General features: G+C 71.4%; 18 protein-coding genes and 2 riboswitches. Of the genes, 6 read left to right on the top strand and 12 right to left on the bottom strand.

The window, feature by feature from the left end; translation table 11 throughout:
- Position 1: 1 nt before the first annotated feature.
- The 9 genes from GWK15_RS15280 to GWK15_RS15240 form a co-directional block, all read right to left on the bottom strand.
- Positions 2-1393 (bottom strand): MmgE/PrpD family protein, encoded by a 1392-nt coding sequence (locus GWK15_RS15280; protein WP_168042221.1) that lies wholly within the window; start codon positions 1391-1393, stop codon positions 2-4.
- Positions 1297-2394 carry a TRAP transporter substrate-binding protein gene (locus GWK15_RS15275; protein WP_168042220.1) on the bottom strand — a complete coding sequence of 366 codons (1098 nt, stop codon included), beginning with the start codon at positions 2392-2394 and terminating at the stop codon, positions 1297-1299. The genes GWK15_RS15280 and GWK15_RS15275 overlap by 97 nt, the downstream gene beginning before the upstream one ends.
- 79 nt (positions 2395-2473) lie before the next feature.
- Positions 2474-3370, bottom strand: coding sequence for an alpha/beta hydrolase family protein (locus GWK15_RS15270; RefSeq protein ID WP_168042219.1), 897 nt, complete (start codon positions 3368-3370; stop codon positions 2474-2476).
- Positions 3367-3693 carry a cupin domain-containing protein gene (locus GWK15_RS15265; RefSeq protein ID WP_168042218.1) on the bottom strand — a complete coding sequence of 109 codons (327 nt, stop codon included), beginning with the start codon at positions 3691-3693 and terminating at the stop codon, positions 3367-3369. The genes GWK15_RS15270 and GWK15_RS15265 overlap by 4 nt, the downstream gene beginning before the upstream one ends.
- Positions 3694-3838: 145 nt before the next feature.
- Positions 3839-4399 carry an NUDIX hydrolase gene (locus tag GWK15_RS15260; protein ID WP_168042217.1) on the bottom strand — a complete coding sequence of 187 codons (561 nt, stop codon included), beginning with the start codon at positions 4397-4399 and terminating at the stop codon, positions 3839-3841.
- Positions 4396-7296, bottom strand: a complete 2901-nt coding sequence (gcvP, locus tag GWK15_RS15255) for an aminomethyl-transferring glycine dehydrogenase (protein ID WP_168042216.1) — start codon at positions 7294-7296, stop codon at positions 4396-4398. The genes GWK15_RS15260 and gcvP overlap by 4 nt, the downstream gene beginning before the upstream one ends.
- Positions 7293-7670, bottom strand: a complete 378-nt coding sequence (gene gcvH, locus GWK15_RS15250; protein ID WP_168042215.1) for a glycine cleavage system protein GcvH — start codon at positions 7668-7670, stop codon at positions 7293-7295. Before gcvH ends, gcvP begins: the two co-directional genes overlap by 4 nt.
- A 13-nt stretch (positions 7671-7683) precedes the next feature.
- Positions 7684-8793: a glycine cleavage system aminomethyltransferase GcvT gene (gene gcvT / locus GWK15_RS15245; RefSeq protein ID WP_168042214.1), complete on the bottom strand. Its 1110-nt coding sequence runs from the start codon at positions 8791-8793 to the stop codon at positions 7684-7686.
- A 47-nt stretch (positions 8794-8840) separates the two neighbouring features.
- Positions 8841-8933, bottom strand: a riboswitch (glycine riboswitch).
- A 3-nt stretch (positions 8934-8936) separates the two neighbouring features.
- A riboswitch (glycine riboswitch) is annotated at positions 8937-9026 on the bottom strand.
- Between the two features lie 55 nt (positions 9027-9081).
- Positions 9082-9615, bottom strand: a complete 534-nt coding sequence (locus tag GWK15_RS15240; protein WP_168042213.1) for a hypothetical protein — start codon at positions 9613-9615, stop codon at positions 9082-9084.
- Between the two features lie 112 nt (positions 9616-9727).
- Between GWK15_RS15240 and ispH the strand changes: the two genes are divergently transcribed.
- From ispH to GWK15_RS15210, 6 genes are all read left to right on the top strand, one after another.
- Complete coding sequence (ispH, locus tag GWK15_RS15235) at positions 9728-10684, top strand: 4-hydroxy-3-methylbut-2-enyl diphosphate reductase (protein ID WP_168042212.1); 957 nt, start codon at positions 9728-9730, stop codon at positions 10682-10684.
- Positions 10684-11664: a homoserine kinase gene (locus GWK15_RS15230; RefSeq protein WP_168042211.1), complete on the top strand. Its 981-nt coding sequence runs from the start codon at positions 10684-10686 to the stop codon at positions 11662-11664. The genes ispH and GWK15_RS15230 overlap by 1 nt, the downstream gene beginning before the upstream one ends.
- A 145-nt stretch (positions 11665-11809) precedes the next feature.
- A complete protein-coding gene (rnhA, locus tag GWK15_RS15225; RefSeq protein ID WP_168042210.1) occupies positions 11810-12259 on the top strand; it encodes a ribonuclease HI in 450 nt (149 codons plus the stop codon).
- Between the two features lie 52 nt (positions 12260-12311).
- Positions 12312-13196 (top strand): rhodanese-like domain-containing protein, encoded by an 885-nt coding sequence (locus tag GWK15_RS26590; RefSeq protein WP_168042209.1) that lies wholly within the window; start codon positions 12312-12314, stop codon positions 13194-13196.
- Entirely contained in the window at positions 13189-13389 is a 201-nt protein-coding gene (locus GWK15_RS15215) for a hypothetical protein (protein ID WP_168042208.1), read from the top strand. The genes GWK15_RS26590 and GWK15_RS15215 overlap by 8 nt, the downstream gene beginning before the upstream one ends.
- A 64-nt stretch (positions 13390-13453) precedes the next feature.
- Positions 13454-14662, top strand: coding sequence for an MFS transporter (locus GWK15_RS15210; protein ID WP_168042207.1), 1209 nt, complete (start codon positions 13454-13456; stop codon positions 14660-14662).
- A gap of 100 nt (positions 14663-14762) precedes the next feature.
- On the opposite strand, the gene GWK15_RS15205 is transcribed toward GWK15_RS15210, so the two are convergent.
- The 3 genes from GWK15_RS15205 to GWK15_RS15195 are packed head-to-tail and all read right to left on the bottom strand — an operon-like array spanning position 14763 to position 17686.
- Complete coding sequence (locus GWK15_RS15205; protein WP_168042206.1) at positions 14763-15776, bottom strand: cytochrome d ubiquinol oxidase subunit II; 1014 nt, start codon at positions 15774-15776, stop codon at positions 14763-14765.
- Positions 15773-17119, bottom strand: a complete 1347-nt coding sequence (locus GWK15_RS15200) for a cytochrome ubiquinol oxidase subunit I (RefSeq protein WP_168042205.1) — start codon at positions 17117-17119, stop codon at positions 15773-15775. Before GWK15_RS15200 ends, GWK15_RS15205 begins: the two co-directional genes overlap by 4 nt.
- Positions 17120-17122: 3 nt before the next feature.
- On the bottom strand, positions 17123-17686 hold the full coding sequence (locus tag GWK15_RS15195) for a GbsR/MarR family transcriptional regulator (protein ID WP_168042204.1): 564 nt from the start codon (positions 17684-17686) through the stop codon (positions 17123-17125).
- Positions 17687-17736 lie beyond the last annotated feature (50 nt).

The following is a 17736-nucleotide window of genomic DNA, read 5'->3' as shown; positions in this document are numbered from 1 at the left end:
TCTAGGCCGCGTTGGGCGCGAGGAGCATCCCCCCGGGGCGCTGCGTGGCCTCCCCGTCGAGCAGCATGGCCAGCGCCGACCGGGCGCCCCCTGCCCCGAGCATCGGCGTGGCGAAGCGGAAGACCTTGGCGCGCACGGCCGCGGCGTCCATCGGCAGGTCGGGATCGCCGGCGACGCGCTCGGCGCGGGCGGCACGCCGCGTGCCGTCGCGCAGCGTCACGGCGAGCGTCGCGCCGCGCCGGCCGGCGGCGGTCAGCGCGGCGTCTTCCTCGAGCGTCACCAGCGCCTCGATCCGGCGCAGCGCGGGCTCGGACAGCGCGGCATCGGTGTAGGCCGCGGGGCCGAGGTCGCCCTGCACCAGCGCCGCAGCCACCGCCCAGGACAGGCTGAACTGCGCCGCGATGGCGCTGCGCGGGGCACGATTGGCGGCGTAGCGCAGTGCCTCGGCATAGGTGGACAGGGTGATCGCGGCGATGTCGTCCGGCGGCGGTGCGCCGAGGTCCAGCGTCGCGGCCGCCGCGTAATGCGCGTGGCGCACGCCGGCGAAGGGCTTGAGGTAGGCTTCCTCGAGCAGCCACTGGCCGGGCGGCGCGACCTCGGCGGGCGCCTCCAGGCCGAGCGCGACGCGGCGGGCCTCGGCGACGCCGACCTCCGGCGCATCCATGTCGGCCATCGCGGCGGCGGCCACCAACGTCCCGAGCAGCGCGGCATGGGCCGGGTAGGAATTGCGCCCGTCCATCCCGGCGGCGATCGGCGCGTACATCGCGAATGGCACCTGGCAGCCCGCGAGGCGCACGGCGCGCCCCGCCGCGGCGGCATCCCCGCCGGCGAGCCGCACCGCCGCCGCCGCGGCGCCGAGCGAATGCCACGACCCGTCGACATGCATCCCGGGCCGGATGCGCCAGGCCTCGCCGGCCCGGCCACCCACTTCGTAGCCGAACGCGAAGGCCGCGAGCGCCTCGCCCAGGGTCACACGCCCTTCGGCAAGTGCCGCGATACAGAGCGGTGCCACCGACAGCCCCGGGCGGCCATGCGCGCGGGCGAGCCCCTCATTCGCCTCGTCCCAGCACATCGCCGCCGCGAGGATGGCCGAGGCCCCCGCGGCGGACAGGGGCGCATCCACGCCCGGCAGGCGGATCGTGCCGGGCATGGTCGCGGCGAGTGCGGCACCGAAGTCGCGCACACGGGGATGGCCCAGGCCCGCCATCATGCAGCCCAGGCTGTCCGCCAGCAGGAGCCGCGCCTTGCCCGCCGCCGCGCTGCCGGGCGGCGGGCCGTTCCAGGCGAAGTCGATGCTCAGCGCGCCTGCGCCTGCACCTGCGCCATGGAGTTGGCGAAGCTGTCCTCCACCACGCGGAACCAGGTCTGCTGTTCCTGGCGGTAGCGGTCCCACTGGGCGTGGATCTCCTTGAACCGCGCATTGCGGTTGCCGAGCTCCGCGTAGAGTTCCTGCGTCACGCGGAAGCAGGCGGAGATCACGTCGCGCGGGAACGCCTTGAGCTGCGTGCCTCCCGCGATCAGCCGCCGCAGCGCCGGCGGGTTGAGCGCGTCGTAGCGGCCGGTCATGTAGGAATAGCCCTCGCCGCACGCCGTCTCGAGCGCCGCCTTGAACTGCGCCGGCAGCGCTTCCCAGGCGCGCAAGTTCACCATCATGGTGATCGACGGGCCGGGCTCCCACCAGCCGGGGAAGTAGTAGTACTGGGCGACGCGCTGGAAGCCGAGCTTCTCGTCGTCATAGGGGCCGACCCATTCGGCGCCGTCGATCACGCCGCGCTCGAGCGCGGGATAGATGTCCGAGCCGCCGAGCTGCTGCGCCACGGCGCCGAGGCGGTTGAAGACCTCACCGGCATAGCCCGCGATGCGGAACTTCAGGCCGCGGAGGTCCTCGATGCTGCGGATCTCCTTGCGGAACCAGCCGCCCATCTGAGCGCCGGTATTGCCACCGAGGATGCAGCGCACGCCCTGATCGGCGAAGACCGGGGCCATGAGGTCCTTGCCGCCGCCGTCATGCCACCAGGACCATTGCTGGCGGGCATTGAGGCCGAAGGGAACGCAGGACCCGAAGGCAAGCGAGGGGTCCTTGCCGGTGTAGTAGTACGGCGCGGACCAGCCGATCTCGACCGAGCCCGAGCCCGCGGCGTCGAGCACCTGCAGCGCGGGGACCAGTTCGCCAGCGGCGAAGGGCTGGATCTGGAAGGCGCCTTCGGTGATCTCGCTGACCCGGCGGCAGATGTGTTCCTGCGTGCCGTAGAGCGTGTCGAGCGACTTCGGGAAGCTGCCGGGGCAGCGCCAGCGCACGCGCGGGGCGCCCTGGGCGTTCACGACCTGCGGTGCGGCGACGGTCGCGGCGGCGGCGCCGGCGGCCCCGCTCGCGATGAAGCGGCGACGATCCATTCCTGTACTTCCTCCCACGCCGGCGCATGCCTGGCAGGCGGGCAGCATGCGTGGCGCGTGGGCGGCGCGCAACGGGCGCTCAATGTCCTAACGCGGCCGCAAAGAATGCGATGGCATCGGCGTTGAAGACGGCGTGGAAGGCGGCCCGGTCGAAGCCCGGCGGGTCGGAGCACAGCCAGGGTTCGGCGGCACGGCGCTCCGCGCTGCAGGGCGGCATGAACACCCAATGGTCGGCACCCGGCACGATCTGCGGCACCGGATGCCCGGGCAGGCGCGGCGCGATCGCTTCGGCGTGAAGGGGCTCGGCGAGCAGGGAATCGTTCCCCGCGCGCCAGAGGCGCAGAGCGGTTCCTGGCGGAACACCCGTCAGACCATCGGGCACGAAGAGGAAGCCGAGCGCCGGCGCGGCGAGCATCGCCGCGCGGAAGCGCGGATCGGCTGCCGCGATGGGCGGCATGTCGGCGGCGGCGAGCGCGCTGCGCCCGAAGGGCGTGGCGCAGAAGCGTTCCTGCGGCGTCGCCTCGCACAGCGCGGTCCAGCGCGCCGGATCGGCCCGTCCGCCGACGAGCAGCAGCGCCGCCGTCGCGCCGGCGGAATAGCCGAAGACGCCGATGCGCGCCGGGTCGATCCGATCGCCCGTGCGCGCCAGCACGGCGTCGAGCACCCGCGATCCCGCCCGCGCGCGCGTCGCCATGCGCAGGAACGGGTTGGGGGCGGCCCGGTCCGCGACCTGGGTGAAGCCGGCGGCCGCGATGCCGGCCGCGGCGAGCGCGGCGCCGAGCGGCGCATGGTCCGCCCAGGCGCCGCCCGCGCCGTGCAGCAGGATCACAAGCGGCGCACGGGCATGGCCCTCGGGCAGCCACAGCGCGGCCTCGAGCGGCGGTGTGCCGGGCACCTCGAACAGCGTCTGCGCCGCGGCGCCGCGCGCGAGCAGCGCCGCGGCGAGCAGCACCAGCGCGGCGAGGCGGCGGATCACCCCTCCCCGCCCTCCGGCCCGTAGAAGATCACCCAGGTCGCGAAGTCCGGCGTGAAGTCCTCGAAGCGATGCTCGGCACCCGCGGGCACCCAGAGCATGTCGCCAGGACCGAAGGGCGCGCGCGTGCCGGCGCAGAAAAAGGTGCCGCGGCCCCTGACGACGACATAGGCCTCGTCGCGCGTATGCGGCGTCTGCGGGTCGCTGCCCTTGGGCGCGTACCAGCGCGCCTCGAAGGTGCCATGGGCGAAGATCCGGGCCGAGAGGCGGCCAGGTTCGTTCGGGATGGTGGCGGCCTCGGCGGCGGGGAAGGTGAAGCGGGTCATGGCAAGGATGCTGCGCGCGCGGTGCGCCGTGGGCAACAGCGAGGGGGCGCCGTCCCCTCGCGCTCCCCGGCCCGGGATCCCATGGCCGATGCACAGCATCGGTCATGGGTACCCATGGGCCGAAAGGCCCTTGGAACCCGGAACTTCAGAAAGTCACGCGGCCGGCAGCGGCGAGCGCCAGCAGCAGCGAGGCGACATGCGTGGATTGCTGCACTTCGCCCTCGCGAATGACCCGCAGCACCTCGGGCACCGGGATCAGCTCGACGGCGATCTCCTCGCCATTGTCGAAGGACTGCGCGCCTTCCGCCGCAGCACCCAGCGCGAGCACCGTGTGCACGCGGTTGGTGTGCGTCGCAGGGTTCGGGCGCAGGCTCACGACGTGGCGGAATTCGCGCGCGCCGAAGCCAGTCTCCTCGCGGAATTCGCGGCGGCCGCCGGCGACCGGGTCGGCATCCGCCGCATCCAGCACGCCGCCGGGGAGCTCGAGATGCACCTCCCCGGCCGCATGGCGGTACTGGCGGTTCATCACCAGGCGGTCGTCGTCGGTGAGCGCGACGACATGCACCCAGTCCGAATACTCCAGCACGTAGAACGGATCGATCACGTCGCCCGTCGCGGCGCGGCAGGAATCCGCGCGCACGCGGATCCAGCGATCCGCCAGCACGATGCGGCTGGCGGTCACCGTCCAGGGCTTCAGGACCGTCATTCGGCCGCGATCTGGTGGGCCTGGGCGTAGGCCTCGAGCGGCGCGCAGGAACAGACCAGGTTGCGGTCGCCATAGACGTTGTCGACGCGCTTGACCGGCGGCCAGTACTTGCGCGCCTTGACGAAGGGCAGCGGGAAGGCCGCCTGTTCGCGCGAATACGGGTGCGACCAGGTCTCCGCCGCGATCTCGGCCGCGGTGTGCGGCGCGTTCTTCAGCGGGTTGTCGGCCTTGTCCATGCGGCCCTGCTCGATGGCGCGGATCTCGGCGCGGATGGCGACCATCGCGTCGATGAACCGGTCGAGTTCGGCCTTCGGCTCGCTTTCGGTCGGTTCGACCATCAGCGTGCCGGCGACCGGCCAGGACATGGTCGGCGCGTGGAAGCCGTAGTCCTGCAGGCGCTTGGCGATGTCCTCGACCATCACGCCGCCGCCCTGCTGGAAGCCGCGGCAGTCGAGGATGCACTCATGCGCGACCATGTTGTTCATGCCGCGATAGAGCACCGGGAAATGCGCCTCGAGCCGCTTCGCGACGTAGTTGGCCGCGAGGATCGCCACCTGCGTCGCGCGCTTCAGCTCCGCCGCGCCCATCATGCGGATATAGGCGTAGGAGATCGTGAGGATCGACGCCGAGCCCCAGGGCGCGGCGCTGACCACGATGTCCTTCGACCCGCCGCAATCCACCACCGGATGGCCCGGCAGGAAGGGCGCGAGTTCCGCCGTGACGCCGATCGGCCCCACGCCGGGACCGCCGCCGCCATGCGGGATGCAGAAGGTCTTGTGCAGGTTGAGGTGGCAGACGTCCGCGCCGATGGAGGCCGGCGAGGTCAGCCCCACCTGCGCATTCATGTTGGCGCCGTCCATGTAGACCTTGCCACCCTTCTCATGGATCAGGGTGCAGATCTCGCGGATCGCGGTCTCGAAGACGCCATGCGTGGACGGATAGGTGATCATCAGCGCGGCGAGGTTCGCCGCGTGCTGTTCCGCCTTCGCCTTGAGGTCGTCGAGATCGACGCTGCCGTCGCGGTCGGTGCCGACCACGACCACCTTCATCCCCGCCATCGCGGCCGAGGCCGGGTTGGTGCCGTGCGCCGAGGCCGGGATCAGGCAGATGTCGCGATGGGTGTCGCCGCGGCTCAGATGCCAGGCGCGGATCGCGAGCAACCCGGCATATTCGCCCTGGCTGCCGGCATTCGGCTGCAGCGAGACCGCCGCGAAGCCGGTGATGCGGCAGAGCCAGTCGGACAGGCGGTCGGTCAGTTCGCGATAGCCCTTCGCCTGGTCGACCGGCGCGAAGGGATGGATGACGCTGAAGCCGGGCAGCGTGACCGGCACCATCTCGGCCGTCGCATTGAGCTTCATCGTGCAGGACCCGAGCGGGATCATGCTGCGGTTCAGCGCGACGTCCTTGTCCTCGAGCGCCTTCAGGTAGCGGAGCATCGCGTGCTCCGAGTGATGCGCGTTGAAGACGCCGGCGGTGCAGTAGGCGGAGCGGCGTTCCAGCGCGGCGGGGATGCCGCCCGCGGTGGCGCCAGCCGCGGCGGGCTGGCCCGCCGCGTCGGCGATGGCCTGGACCAGCGCGTCGAGCTCCTCGCGCGTCACCGTCTCGTCGAGCGCGATGCCGACGGTGGTCGCGTCGATGCGCGCCAGGTTGAAGCCGCGCTTCAGCGCCGAATCCATCAGAGACTGCGCCTTCGCCCCGGCGTCGAGTGCCACGGTGTCGAAGAAGGCGTCATGCTTCGGCGCGAAGCCGGCGGCCTTGGCCGCGCCCGCGACGAGGCGCGCGAGCAGGTTCACCCGCGTCGCGATGCGCTTCAGCCCCTGCGGCCCATGCCACACGGCGTAGAACCCGGCCATGACGGCGAGCAGCACCTGCGCGGTGCAGATGTTCGACGTCGCCTTCTCGCGGCGGATGTGCTGCTCGCGGGTCTGCAGCGCGAGGCGCATCGCCGGCGCGCCGGCCGCATCCACCGAGACGCCCACCAGGCGCCCGGGCATCAGACGCTTGTGCGCGTCCTTCACCGCCATGTAGGCGGCGTGCGGCCCGCCATAGCCCATCGGCACGCCGAAGCGCTGGGCGGAACCGACGACGACATCGGCGCCCATCTCGCCGGGCGGCGTCAGCAGGCAGAGCGACAGCGGATCGGCCGCGACGATGGCAAGGCCACCGCCGGCCTGCACCGCGGCGATCTCGGCGGTCAGGTCGCGCACTTCGCCGGTCGTGCCGGGATACTGCAGCACCAACGCGAAGGGCTTCGCTTCCGTCACGGCCGCGACGATGTCGGCGACCTTCACGAAGCGCACCTCGATGCCGAGGGGTGCCGCGCGCGTCGTCAGCACCGCCTTGGACTGCGGGTGCAGGTCATCGGCGGCGATCAGCAGGTCCGACTTGCCGCGCGTGGCGGCATGGGCGAGGTGCATCGCCTCGGCGGCCGCGGTCCCTTCGTCGAGCAGCGAGGCATTCGCCACCGGCAGGCCTGTCAGGTCGCAGATCATGGTCTGGAAGTTGACCAGGGCTTCGAGGCGCCCCTGCGCGATCTCCGCCTGGTAGGGCGTATAGGCGGTGTACCAGCCCGGGTTCTCCAGCACGTTGCGCCGGATGACGAGCGGCGTGTGCGTGCCGTGGTAGCCCATGCCGATCAGCGACTTGATGTCGGCGCGGTTGCGCAGCGCCATGGCGCGGAGTTCGGCGAGCAGTTCGAGTTCCGTCGCCGGTTCCGGCAGGCCCGCGAGGTCCATCCCGAGGATCGCCGCGGGCACCGTCTTGGCGGCGAGGTCGTCGAGGCTCGACGCGCCGACGACGCGGAGCATCTCGGCGATCTCGCTCTCCGAGGGCCCGATGTGGCGCGGCGCGAAGGCGTCGCCCGCCTCCAGCGCCGCCAGCGTGTCGAGCGCGCTCATGCCAGGTCGTCCACGTAGGCCGCGTAGGTGGCCTCGTCCATCAGCCCGTCCAGCGCGCCGGGGTCGGAGGTCTCGATCTTGAAGAACCAGCCATCCGTGGTCGGCGCGGAATTGATCGTGCCGGGATTGTCGGACAGGGCGGCGTTCACCTCGACGATCTTGCCCGCGATCGGGGCATAGACGTCCGAGGCTGCCTTCACGCTCTCGACCACCGCGATCGGCTCGCCGGCGACGACGACGCGGCCGACTTCCGGCAGGTCGACGAAGACGACGTCGCCGAGAGCGTTCTGCGCGTGGTCGGTGATGCCCACGGTGGCGACGCCGCCGTCCAGGCGCACCCATTCATGGTCCTTGGTGAATTTCGTCTCGGACATCGGTGCGGCTCCTTCAGCGGACGTAGCGGTGGGGGACGAAGGGGGTGGGCGCGACGCGGGCGGGGATCGCCTTGCCGCGCACCATGAGGTCGAGGGCGGTGCCGTCCGCGGCGTGTTCGCGCGCGACGTAGCCCATGGCCATCGGGCCGTTGAGCGAGGGGCCGAAGCCGCCCGAGGTGATCTCCCCGATCGCCGCACCGCCTGGCGCATGGATCGGCGTGTGGCCGCGCGCGGGCTGGCGGCCCTCGGGCTTGATGCCGACGCGCAGGCGCTTCGTGCCGTTGGCGAGTTCGTCGCGCACGCGCTCGGCGCCGGGGAAGTTCCATTCCATGCGGCGGCGCTTGCCGATGGTCCAGGTCAGCGCGGCCTCGACCGGGCTCGTCGTCTCGTCGATGTCGTTGCCATAGAGGCAGAGCCCGGCCTCGAGCCGCAGCGAATCGCGGGCGCCGAGGCCCGCCGGCTGCACGCCGGGCAGGGCCAGCAGGGCGCGGGCGAAGGCCTCGGCCTGCTCGGCGGGCACCGAGACCTCGACCCCGTCCTCGCCGGTGTAGCCGGAGCGAGAGACGAGGGCGGGCACGCCCGCGATGGTGAAGGCGCCGACGCCCATGAAGCCGAGCTCGGCGATGCCGGGCGCGAGGGTCGCGATGGCGGCGACCGCCTGCGGCCCCTGCAGCGCGATCAGCGCGCGGTCCGGCAACGGCTTCAGCGTCACGCCGGCCGGCAGTGCGGCTTCAATATAGGGCAGGTCGACATGCTTGCGGCTGGCATTGACCACCAGGAACAGCCGGTCGCCGAGGTTCGCGACCATGAAATCGTCGAGGATGCCGCCCTCGGCGGTCGTCAGCAGGCCGTACTTCTGGCGCCCCGGCTTCAGGATCTGCACGTCGGCTGGCGTCACGCGTTCCAGCGCCGCGGCCGCGCCCTCGCCCACCAGTTCGGCCTGGCCCATGTGGGAGACGTCGAACAGCGCCGCGGCGGCGCGGGTGTGCAGGTGCTCGGTCAGGATGCCGGCGGGGTACTGCACGGGCATGTTGTAGCCCGCGAAGGGCACCATGCGCCCGCCCAGTTCGCGGTGCAGCGACGCCAGCGGCGTTTCCAGAAGCGATTCCGACGACTCGGCCACGGTTCCTCCCGCCGCGTCGCGGCGTGTGGGTTCAACTCCGTGGCCCCCCTCTGTCCGATGGACCTGAGAGATTCGGCGGGGGTGTTGCCTCGCCTTACTCCGTCGGTGCCGAAGCCTTGCGGCCCCGGGCTTTCCAGAGGCCCCTTCCCCGCGCGGCCCTTCTGCCTGAGCGTTTCCGGGGGCCGGTTGCGCCTTCGGCGGGGGCTCTCGCCCCTCTCTCCCGCGCGGGATCTGCGGGGTGCGCCTTCCTGACAGATCGGCCGCGCCGGTGCAACGGCCGAAGGCGCCTCAGCGCGGCCCGCGCCGGCGGTTCAGGGCGAGTTCGTCCGGCGTCAGCTGGAAGGAGATCCGGACGTTGTGGTTCTCGACCAGCCGCTCATCGGCCGGGAAGTTCAGCCGAACCGGGCTGCTCTGGACGCGCAGGCGGCCGGCATTCGATTCGAAGTTGACCTGGGTGACGAAGTCCTGCCGGTCGATCAGCTGGGCGTCGCCGGCATCGGTGACCGCGATGAACCAGGGCAGGTTGACCTGGCGCGACCGGGAGACCGGACCGCGCTCGACGTCGAAGATGGCGCTCAGCGTCACGCTCACGCCTTCGCGGCGCCGGGCGTAGTCGCAACTGGCCTGGAAGCCGACCAGCCGCGCATCGAAGGTCGTGGTGGCAAGGTCCTGGATCGCGCCGGGCTGGAAGCGCGTCAGGTCCGCCCCGTCGGACAGGATGGTGATGCGTGGGCAGGGCGCGGGCGGCGTCGCCGGCCCCGTGTTGCCGCAACCGGCGAGCGCCAAAGCCCCCGCCAGACCCATCGCCGTCCTGCGCACCATGCCCTGCACCCTTCCCGTCCCCCTTTGACCAGAGGCGCCCCATCTATAGTGTGCCGCCCGCCCGGAACAGGCCACCCTGCCCGATCCTTCCCCCGACCACCATGTCGAGACCATGACCGCCGAGAAGCCCCGCCTCCATGTCCTGCTTGCCGGCCCCCGCGGCTTCTGCGCCGGGGTGGACCGCGCCATCAGGATCGTCGAGGAGGCGCTGCGCCGCCACGGCGCGCCGGTCTATGTCCGCCACGAGATCGTGCACAACCGCTTCGTCGTCGAGGGGCTCGAGCGCCAGGGCGCGGTCTTCGTCCATGAACTGGACGAGATCCCCGACGACGGGCAGCCGGTGGTCTTTTCCGCCCATGGCGTGCCGAAATCCGTCCCGGCGGCGGCGCGGCAGCGCGAGATGTACTTCCTCGACGCCACCTGCCCGCTGGTCAGCAAGGTCCATCGCGAGGCGGAGCGCCACCATGCGCGCGGCCGCCACCTGTTCCTGATCGGCCATGCCGGCCACCCCGAGGTGGTCGGCACCATGGGCCAGCTGCCCGAGGGCGCGATGACGCTGGTCGAGGACGCCGAGTCGGCGCGCAGCGTGATGCCGCCCGAGGGGGCCGAGCTGACCTACACCACGCAGACGACGCTGTCGGTCGACGACACCGCCGAGATCGTCGCCATCCTGCGCGAACGCTTTCCCGGCATCGCCGAGCCGTCCAAGGAAAGCATCTGCTACGCCACGACCAACCGCCAGGCGGCGGTGAAGGCGATGGCGGCGCGCAGCGACCTGGTCATCGTGGTGGGCGCGCCCAATTCCTCGAATTCCGTGCGCCTGCGGGAGGTCGCCGAACGCGCCGGGGCGCCGCGCGCGGTGATGGTCCAGCGCGGCGCGGAGCTCGATCCCGCCATCGTGGACGGCTGCGCGACGATCGGCGTCACCGCCGGCGCCTCCGCGCCCGAGGTGCTGGTGCAGGAGGTCCTCGCGCGTCTCGGCGAGCGCTTCGACATCGTCACCGAGGATGTCGTCGTCGCGGTCGAGGACGTGACCTTCCGCATGCCGCCGATGCGCGCCGTCGCCTGATGGCCGTCTACACCGAAGTCACCGACGAGGCGCTGCGCGCCTTCCTCGCCGACTATCCGCTCGGCGAGTTGCTCGCCTTCCGCGGGATCGCGGAGGGGGTGGAGAATTCCAACTACGCGCTGAAGACCGAGGCGGGGGATTTCATCCTCACGCTGTATGAGAAGCGCGTCGATCCGAAGGAACTGCCTTACTTCCTCGGGCTGATGGACCACATGGCCGGGCGCGGCCTCGCCTGCCCGACGCCGGTCCATGGCAAGGACGGGCAGGCGCTGCGTACGCTCGCGGGACGGCCGGCGGCGATCGTGACCTTCCTGCCCGGCGTCTGGCCGCGGAAGGTGCGGCCGGAACATTGCGCGCCTCTCGGTCGCGCCCTGGCCGAGATGCACGTCGCGAGCGAGGGCTTTTCGATCGAGCGTCCGAACGCGCTGGGCCCCGCGGGATGGGCGCCGCTGCTCGAGGGCTGCCGCCCGCGCGGCGACGAGGTGCAGGCGGGGCTGGTCGCGGAACTCGACGCTTCGCTCGCGGGCATCCTCGGTGCCTGGCCGGCGCCGGGGGCGCTGCCGCGCGGGCACATCCACGCCGACCTGTTTCCCGACAACGTCTTCTTCCTGCCGGGCGAGGACGGGAAGCCGCGCGTTTCCGGGCTGATCGACTTCTACTTCGCCTGCACGGACCTCTACGCCTACGACGTCGCGGTCTGCCTCAACGCCTGGTGCTTCGAGCCGGACTACGCCTTCAACGTCACCAAGGCGCGGGCGATGCTGTCGGCCTACGACGCGGTGCGGCCGATGTCGAAGGACGAGCACGCGGCGTTGCCGGTGCTTTGCCGCGGCGCGGCGCTGCGCTTCCTGCTGACGCGGCTCTACGACTGGACACACACGCCGGCGGGCGCGCTGGTGACGCGGAAGGATCCGCTGGAATACCTGCGCAAGCTGCGGTTCTTCGCGCAGGCGGACAGCGCGGCGGCGCTCGGGCTGTGACGAGGCAAGGTGAAGGCCGGGGGAGGGTGAACCTCCCCCGGACCCCCTCCCTTCTTTGGTCACCTGGCTCCGGCCGCGGTGGTCAGTCTCCAATTGACAAAGAAGGTTGGGGGGCACGGGGGGAAGTTCCCTTCCCCCCGCTTCCATGAGCGACACCCGACCCCTCGTCGAGATCTGGACCGATGGCGGCTGCAAGCCGAACCCGGGCCCCGGCGGCTGGGCGGCGATCCTGCGCTTCGGCGAGCACGAGAAGGAACTCTCGGGCAGCGACGGCGAGACCACCAACAACCGCATGGAACTGACCGCGGCGATCATGGCGCTCGAGGCGCTGAAGAAGCCCTGCCGCGTCACGCTGCACACCGACAGCGAGTACGTGCGCAACGGCATCAGCCGCTGGATCCATGGCTGGGTGCGCAGCAACTGGCGCAACGCGGCGAAGGAACCGGTCAAGAACCTCGACCTGTGGCAGCGCCTGCTCGCCGCAGCGAAGCCGCACGAGATGGACTGGCGCTGGGTGCGCGGCCATGCGGGCGACCCGATGAACGAACGCGCGGACGCGCTGGCGACGGCGGCGCGCGACCGGGCGGCGGGGTAGACGCCCCCGCCGGGCCTGCGCCACGCTTCGGCAAAGCGCAGGAGGAACACCCGTGACCGAGCCCGCCCGCTACGCCCACCCCGAGGCCATCGTCTCGACCCAATGGCTCGCGCAGCACCTCGGCGACCCCGCGCTGCGCGTCTTCGACTGCACCACCTACCTGCTCTACGAGACCGGCACCGGCCGGCCCTATTCCGTCGGCAGCGGGCGGCCGGACTACGAGGCGGCGCATATCCCGGGCTCCGCCTTCCTCGACCTGCAGGGCGAGTTGTCGGACCGCGCGAGCCCGTTCAACTTCACCATGCCGGCGGCCGACGACCTCGCCGCGCGCGTCGCCGCGAAGGGCATCGGGGACGGCACGCGCGTCGTGCTCTATGCGCGCAAGAACATGCAGTGGGCGACGCGCGTGTGGTGGATGCTGCGGGCGATCGGCTTCGACGACGCGGCGATCCTCGACGGTGGCTTCGACAAATGGGCCGCGGAGGGCCGTCCGACGGAGACCGGCGAGACGCGATACGCACCCGCGCGGCTGGCCGCACGTCCGCGCCCGGGCCTGTTCGTCGGCAAGGCGGAGGTGAAGGCGGCGATCGGCGATGGCGCGACCTGCACCATCAATGCCCTGGCCCCGGACCTGCACAGTGGGGAGAACCCGCGCTACGGCCGGCCGGGCCGCATCCCGGGCAGCGTCAACGTGCCGGTAGCGGCCCTGGTCGACCCGGCCGCCATGACCTTCCGCGGGCCGGAGGAGGTGGCGGCGCGTTTCGCCGCCGTCGGCGCCGACCGTTCCAAGCGGATCCTGCTCTATTGCGGCGGCGGCATCGCGGCGACGCTCGATGCCTTCCTGCTGCACCAGCTCGGCTACCGGGACCTCGCGGTCTACGACGCCTCCATGACCGAATGGGCGAAGGACGAGGCGCTGCCGATCGAGCGTGGCTGACGACGGCCGGCGATCCTGCCGAATCCGGATAGGGGTTTGCCGCGCACCGGCCGGCTTCGGCGTCGGCTACCGGACCGGCTGGGCGGGCGTGATCGCGGGCTACCGCGACCTGTCCTTCGACCAGGGCGGCAGCGACCTCGTGAACAAGCTGTCGATGGGCGGCGCCTTCCTCGCGGTGAACTTCACCTTCTGATCCCGCCCGCCCTGGACGGGCGCGACCGGCTCGCGGAGACTTCCCCGCAAGGGGAAGGGAACGCATGCCGGGCGCCAGTATCGAGACGCGCCAGTCCTGGGTCGTCGCCATCGCTGCCGTGACCATGCTCGCCCTCGCGCAGGGTGGGCCGCTTTCGGTCGTGATCGGGCTGGTGCCGATCGCCGAGACGCTCGGCAGCGGACGGTCGCTGCCGGCGACGGCGACATCGCTCGCCTATCTCGGATCGGGCGTCGGCGGGGTGATCTGCGGGCTGCTGGCCGCGCGGGTCGGGCAGCGGCTGGTCGCGATGATGGGTGGGGCTTCGGTGCTGGCGGGGATGTGGCTTGCCTCGCTCGGCGAGGGCTGGTCGCTGCTCGCGGGGATCGGGCTCGGCGTCGGGCTGTTCGGCAACGGGGCGCTGTTCGCGCCGATGGTTGCCTATGTCTCGCTGTGGTTCGACCGGCGGCGCGGCACGGCGCTCGCGCTGGTCTCCTCGGGGCAATACATCGCGGGCTTCCTGTGGCCGTCGGTCTTCGAGCGCACCATCGCCACCTTCGGCTGGCAGGCGACGATGCGGACCTATGGCGTGGTCGCGGCGGCGGTGATCGTGCTGCTCGGCGCGACCGTCATCGCGCCCGCGCCGGTGGCCACGGGCGGGCCGTCCCTGCGCCTGGTGGGCGGGGAACGGCGCGTGCTCGGCATGCGGCCGAACGCGGCGCTCGCGCTGCTGTCGGCCTGTTCCTTCCTGTGCTGCATCCCGATGGCGATGCCCGCGGCGCATCTGGTCGCCTTCTGCGGGGATCTCGGCATCGCGGCCTCGCGCGGGGCGGCGATGCTGTCCGTGCTGCTGCTCGCGGCCTTCCTGTCGCGGCAGTTCTGGGGCTGGCTGTCGGACCGGATCGGCGGGCTGAGGACGGTGATGGCGGGGTCGGTGGCGCAGGTGGCGGGGATGCTCGGCTTCCTCGCGACGCAGGACGAGGCCGGGCTGTTCCTCGTCGCCGCGGCCTATGGGCTGGGCTTCGGGGGCATCATCCCGGCCTATGTGCTCGCGGTGCGGCAGTACTTCCCGGCCGCGGAGGCCGCCTGGCGCGTGCCGGCGTTGCTCTTCGTCAGCGCCTCGGGCATGGGGGCCGGCGCCTGGCTCGCCGGAACCATCTACGACCGCGTCGGATACTACGCGGCCGCCTGGTGGGTCGGCATCGCGGCCAACCTGGTGCAACTCGCGCTGGTCGGCTTCCTGCTCAGCCGCCAGCGCCGCTACGCGCCGGCCTAGAGCCGTTTCCGTTCGCCACGGCTCACGGCAACACCTCCAGGCTCTTATTTTCGCGAGCATCTTCACCCGATCAGGTGATCCCACCTGATCGGGATCTGCTCTAGTAGTAGGTCAGGTCCCGCGCCTTGCCGCCGAAGACGCGCCAGGCGAGCACCGTGTAGGCCAGGATCACCGGCAGCACGAACACCGCGCCGGCGAGGATGATCGAGAGGCTCTCCGGCGCGCTCGCCGCCTGCCAGATGGTCAGCCGGTCCGGCACCACGAAGGGGAAGAAAGACCAGGCGAGGCCGGCGAAGAACAGCGCGAAGAGCGCGACCGCGCCCCAGAAGGGCAGGCGCCGCAGCGCGTCGTCCGGCAGCGGCATGTGCTTCAGCAGGTTCGCGATGGCGAGCAGCAGCGCCGCGGTGGCGATCGGCAGCGGCGCGAGCAGCAGGAGCTCCGGGAAGGCGAACCAGCGTTCGAAGATGCGGTCGCTGACCAGCGGCGTCACCGCCGAGACGAGCAGGATGCCGAGCCCCATCGGCCAGATCGCCTGGCGCGCCCAGGCGATGGCGCGGCGCTGCAGGTCGCCCTCGGTGCGCCAGATCAGCCAGGCGGCGCCGATGAAGGCATAGGCGATGGCGAGCCCGCCCGCCGCCATGGCCGCGAAGGCATAGGCGGCAGGACCTTCCGCGAAGCCGAGGATGTAGCGCCCGAGCATCCAGCCCTGCGACAGCGCGGCGAGCAGCGAGCCCCCGACGAAGGCGTGGTCCCAGCGCCGCTTCTCCCTGACGTTGCCGGCCTTGGCGCGGAACTCGAAGGCGACGCCACGCAGGATCAGCCCGGCGAGCATCAGCGCGACGGCGAGGTAGAGCTGCGTCAGGATCAGCCCATGCGCCGCCGGGAAGGCCACCAGCAGCAGCCCGACGCCGAGGACGAGCCAGGTCTCGTTCGCGTCCCAGAAGGGGCCGATCGCGGCGATCATGCGGTCGCGGTCGGCTTCCTCGGCGACGCGCGGCAGCAGCAGGCCGACGCCGAGGTCGAAGCCGTCCAGCACGACATAGAGGAGGATGCTGACCGCCATCAGCGCCGCGAAGACGATGGGCAGCCATTCGGCGGAGATGAAGGGGGTCATGGCGTGGCGACCTTCGGAACGGGCATGGCGCTGCCGGGCACGGCATCCGCGAGGCGCCCGCGCGCGGCGAGGCGGTAGATCGTCGCGACATAGGCCGCGAGCAGCAGCACGTAGAGCGTGAGGTACATGGCGAGCGTCGCGCCGATGCTGCCCGCCGGCACCGGCCCCGCGGCCTGCGCGGTGGTCAGCACGCCGGTCACCAGCCAGGGCTGGCGCCCGATCTCGGTGACGTACCAGCCGGCGAGCGTCGCGACCCAGCCGGAGAAGGTCATGCCGACCAGCCCCCAGAGCAGCAGGCGCGGCAGCGCGCCGCGGCGCCACAGCAGGAAGGCCGAGACCAGGCCGAGGCCGATCATCAGCACGCCGGTGCCGACCATGACGCGGAAGGCGAAGAAGACCGGCGCGACCGGCGGATGCTTGCCGCGGAAATCGTCGAGGCCGGGAACCACGCCGTCAAACGAGTGGCGCAGGATCAGGCTCGCGACGGAGGGAATGGCGATCTCGAAGCGGTTCTCGCGCGCCGCCTCGTCGGGCCAGGCGAAAAGGACCAGCGGCACGTGGCCGCGGGTCTGCCAGTTTGCCTCCATGGCCGCGACCTTCGCCGGCTGGTGCTCAAGGGTGTTCAGCCCATGCGCGTCGCCGATGAAGAGCTGCATCGGCGCCAGCACCGCCGCCATCGTCACGCCGGTGCGCAGCGTGGCCAGGACGGATGGCGCGCGGTCCCCGCGCAGCCAGCGCCAGGCCGACAGCCCCGCCAGGAGGAAGGCGACCGTCAGCGCCGACGCGGTCAGCATGTGCGCGAGGCGATAGGGCATGGAGGGGTTGAGGAGGATCGCCCACCAGTCGGTGGCATGGGCGACGCCGTCGCGCATCTCGAAGCCCACGGGCGTGTGCATCCAGGAGTTCAGCACCAGGATCCAGAAGGCGCTCATGGTGGTGCCGAAGGCGACGAGAAGCGTCGCGCCGGTATGCACCCAGCCCGGCACGCGGCGGAAGCCGAACAGCATGATCGAGAGGAAGGTCGCCTCGAGGAAGAAGGCGGTCAGCACCTCATAGGCGAGCAGCGGGCCGGCGATGTTGCCCACGCGCTCCATGAAGCCCGGCCAGTTGGTGCCGAACTGGAAGGACATGGTGATGCCCGAGACGACGCCCATCGCGAAGGACAGGGCGAAGACCTTCACCCAGAAGCGGTAGGCATCCATCCACTTGTCGTCGCCGGTGGCGTTGAAGCGCAGCTTGAAGAACAGCAGCACCCAGCCGAGCGCGATGGTGATGGTGGGGAACAGGATGTGGAAGGAGATGTTCGCCGCGAACTGGATGCGGGCGAGAAGCGTCGCGTCCATGGATCAGGATTCCCTCTTGCCGCGCACCAGGCCGACGACCTTGTCCTTGGCCTCGAGCAGGCGGGTCACTTTGGCACCGAGGGCGAGCAGGGCTGCGAGCCTTTCGGTCTCGAGCCGCTTCACATCCTCGTACCAGGTGGTCAGGCGCTCGATCAGGCCGTGCATCTCGGCCATGCGGGCCTGGGCGTGGCGCTCCTCCTCGCTGCCGGGGGTCTGCATCAGCAGTTCGCGCAGCACGGACAGCGTCGGGTCCACCTCGCGTTTCTTCCGCTCCTCCGCCAGCACGCGCAGGATCTGCCAGACGTCGTCGGGCGTGGTGAAATGGTCGCGCCGGTCGTCTGGGATGTGGCGCAGCAGCACGAGGTTCCAGGCCTGCAGTTCGCGCAGCCCCATCGAGACGTTGGAGCGGCTGACGCCCAGCGCCTCGACGATGTCGTCGGCGCAGAGCGGGCGGGGCGAGACGTAGAGCAGCGCGTAGATCTGCCCCACGGTGCGGTTGATGCCCCAGCGGGAGCCCATTTCGCCGAAATGGAGCACGAAGGACTGGACGAGCGGCGGGAGGTTCATCGGCTACCGTGATTTCAGAATTTTCTGAAATCTATGTCCGACTTTGATCC

It is taken from the genome of Neoroseomonas oryzicola, from assembly GCF_012163135.1.
GTDB lineage: Bacteria > Pseudomonadota > Alphaproteobacteria > Acetobacterales > Acetobacteraceae > Neoroseomonas > Neoroseomonas oryzicola.
This window is presented reverse-complemented; position numbering and strand designations above follow the sequence as displayed.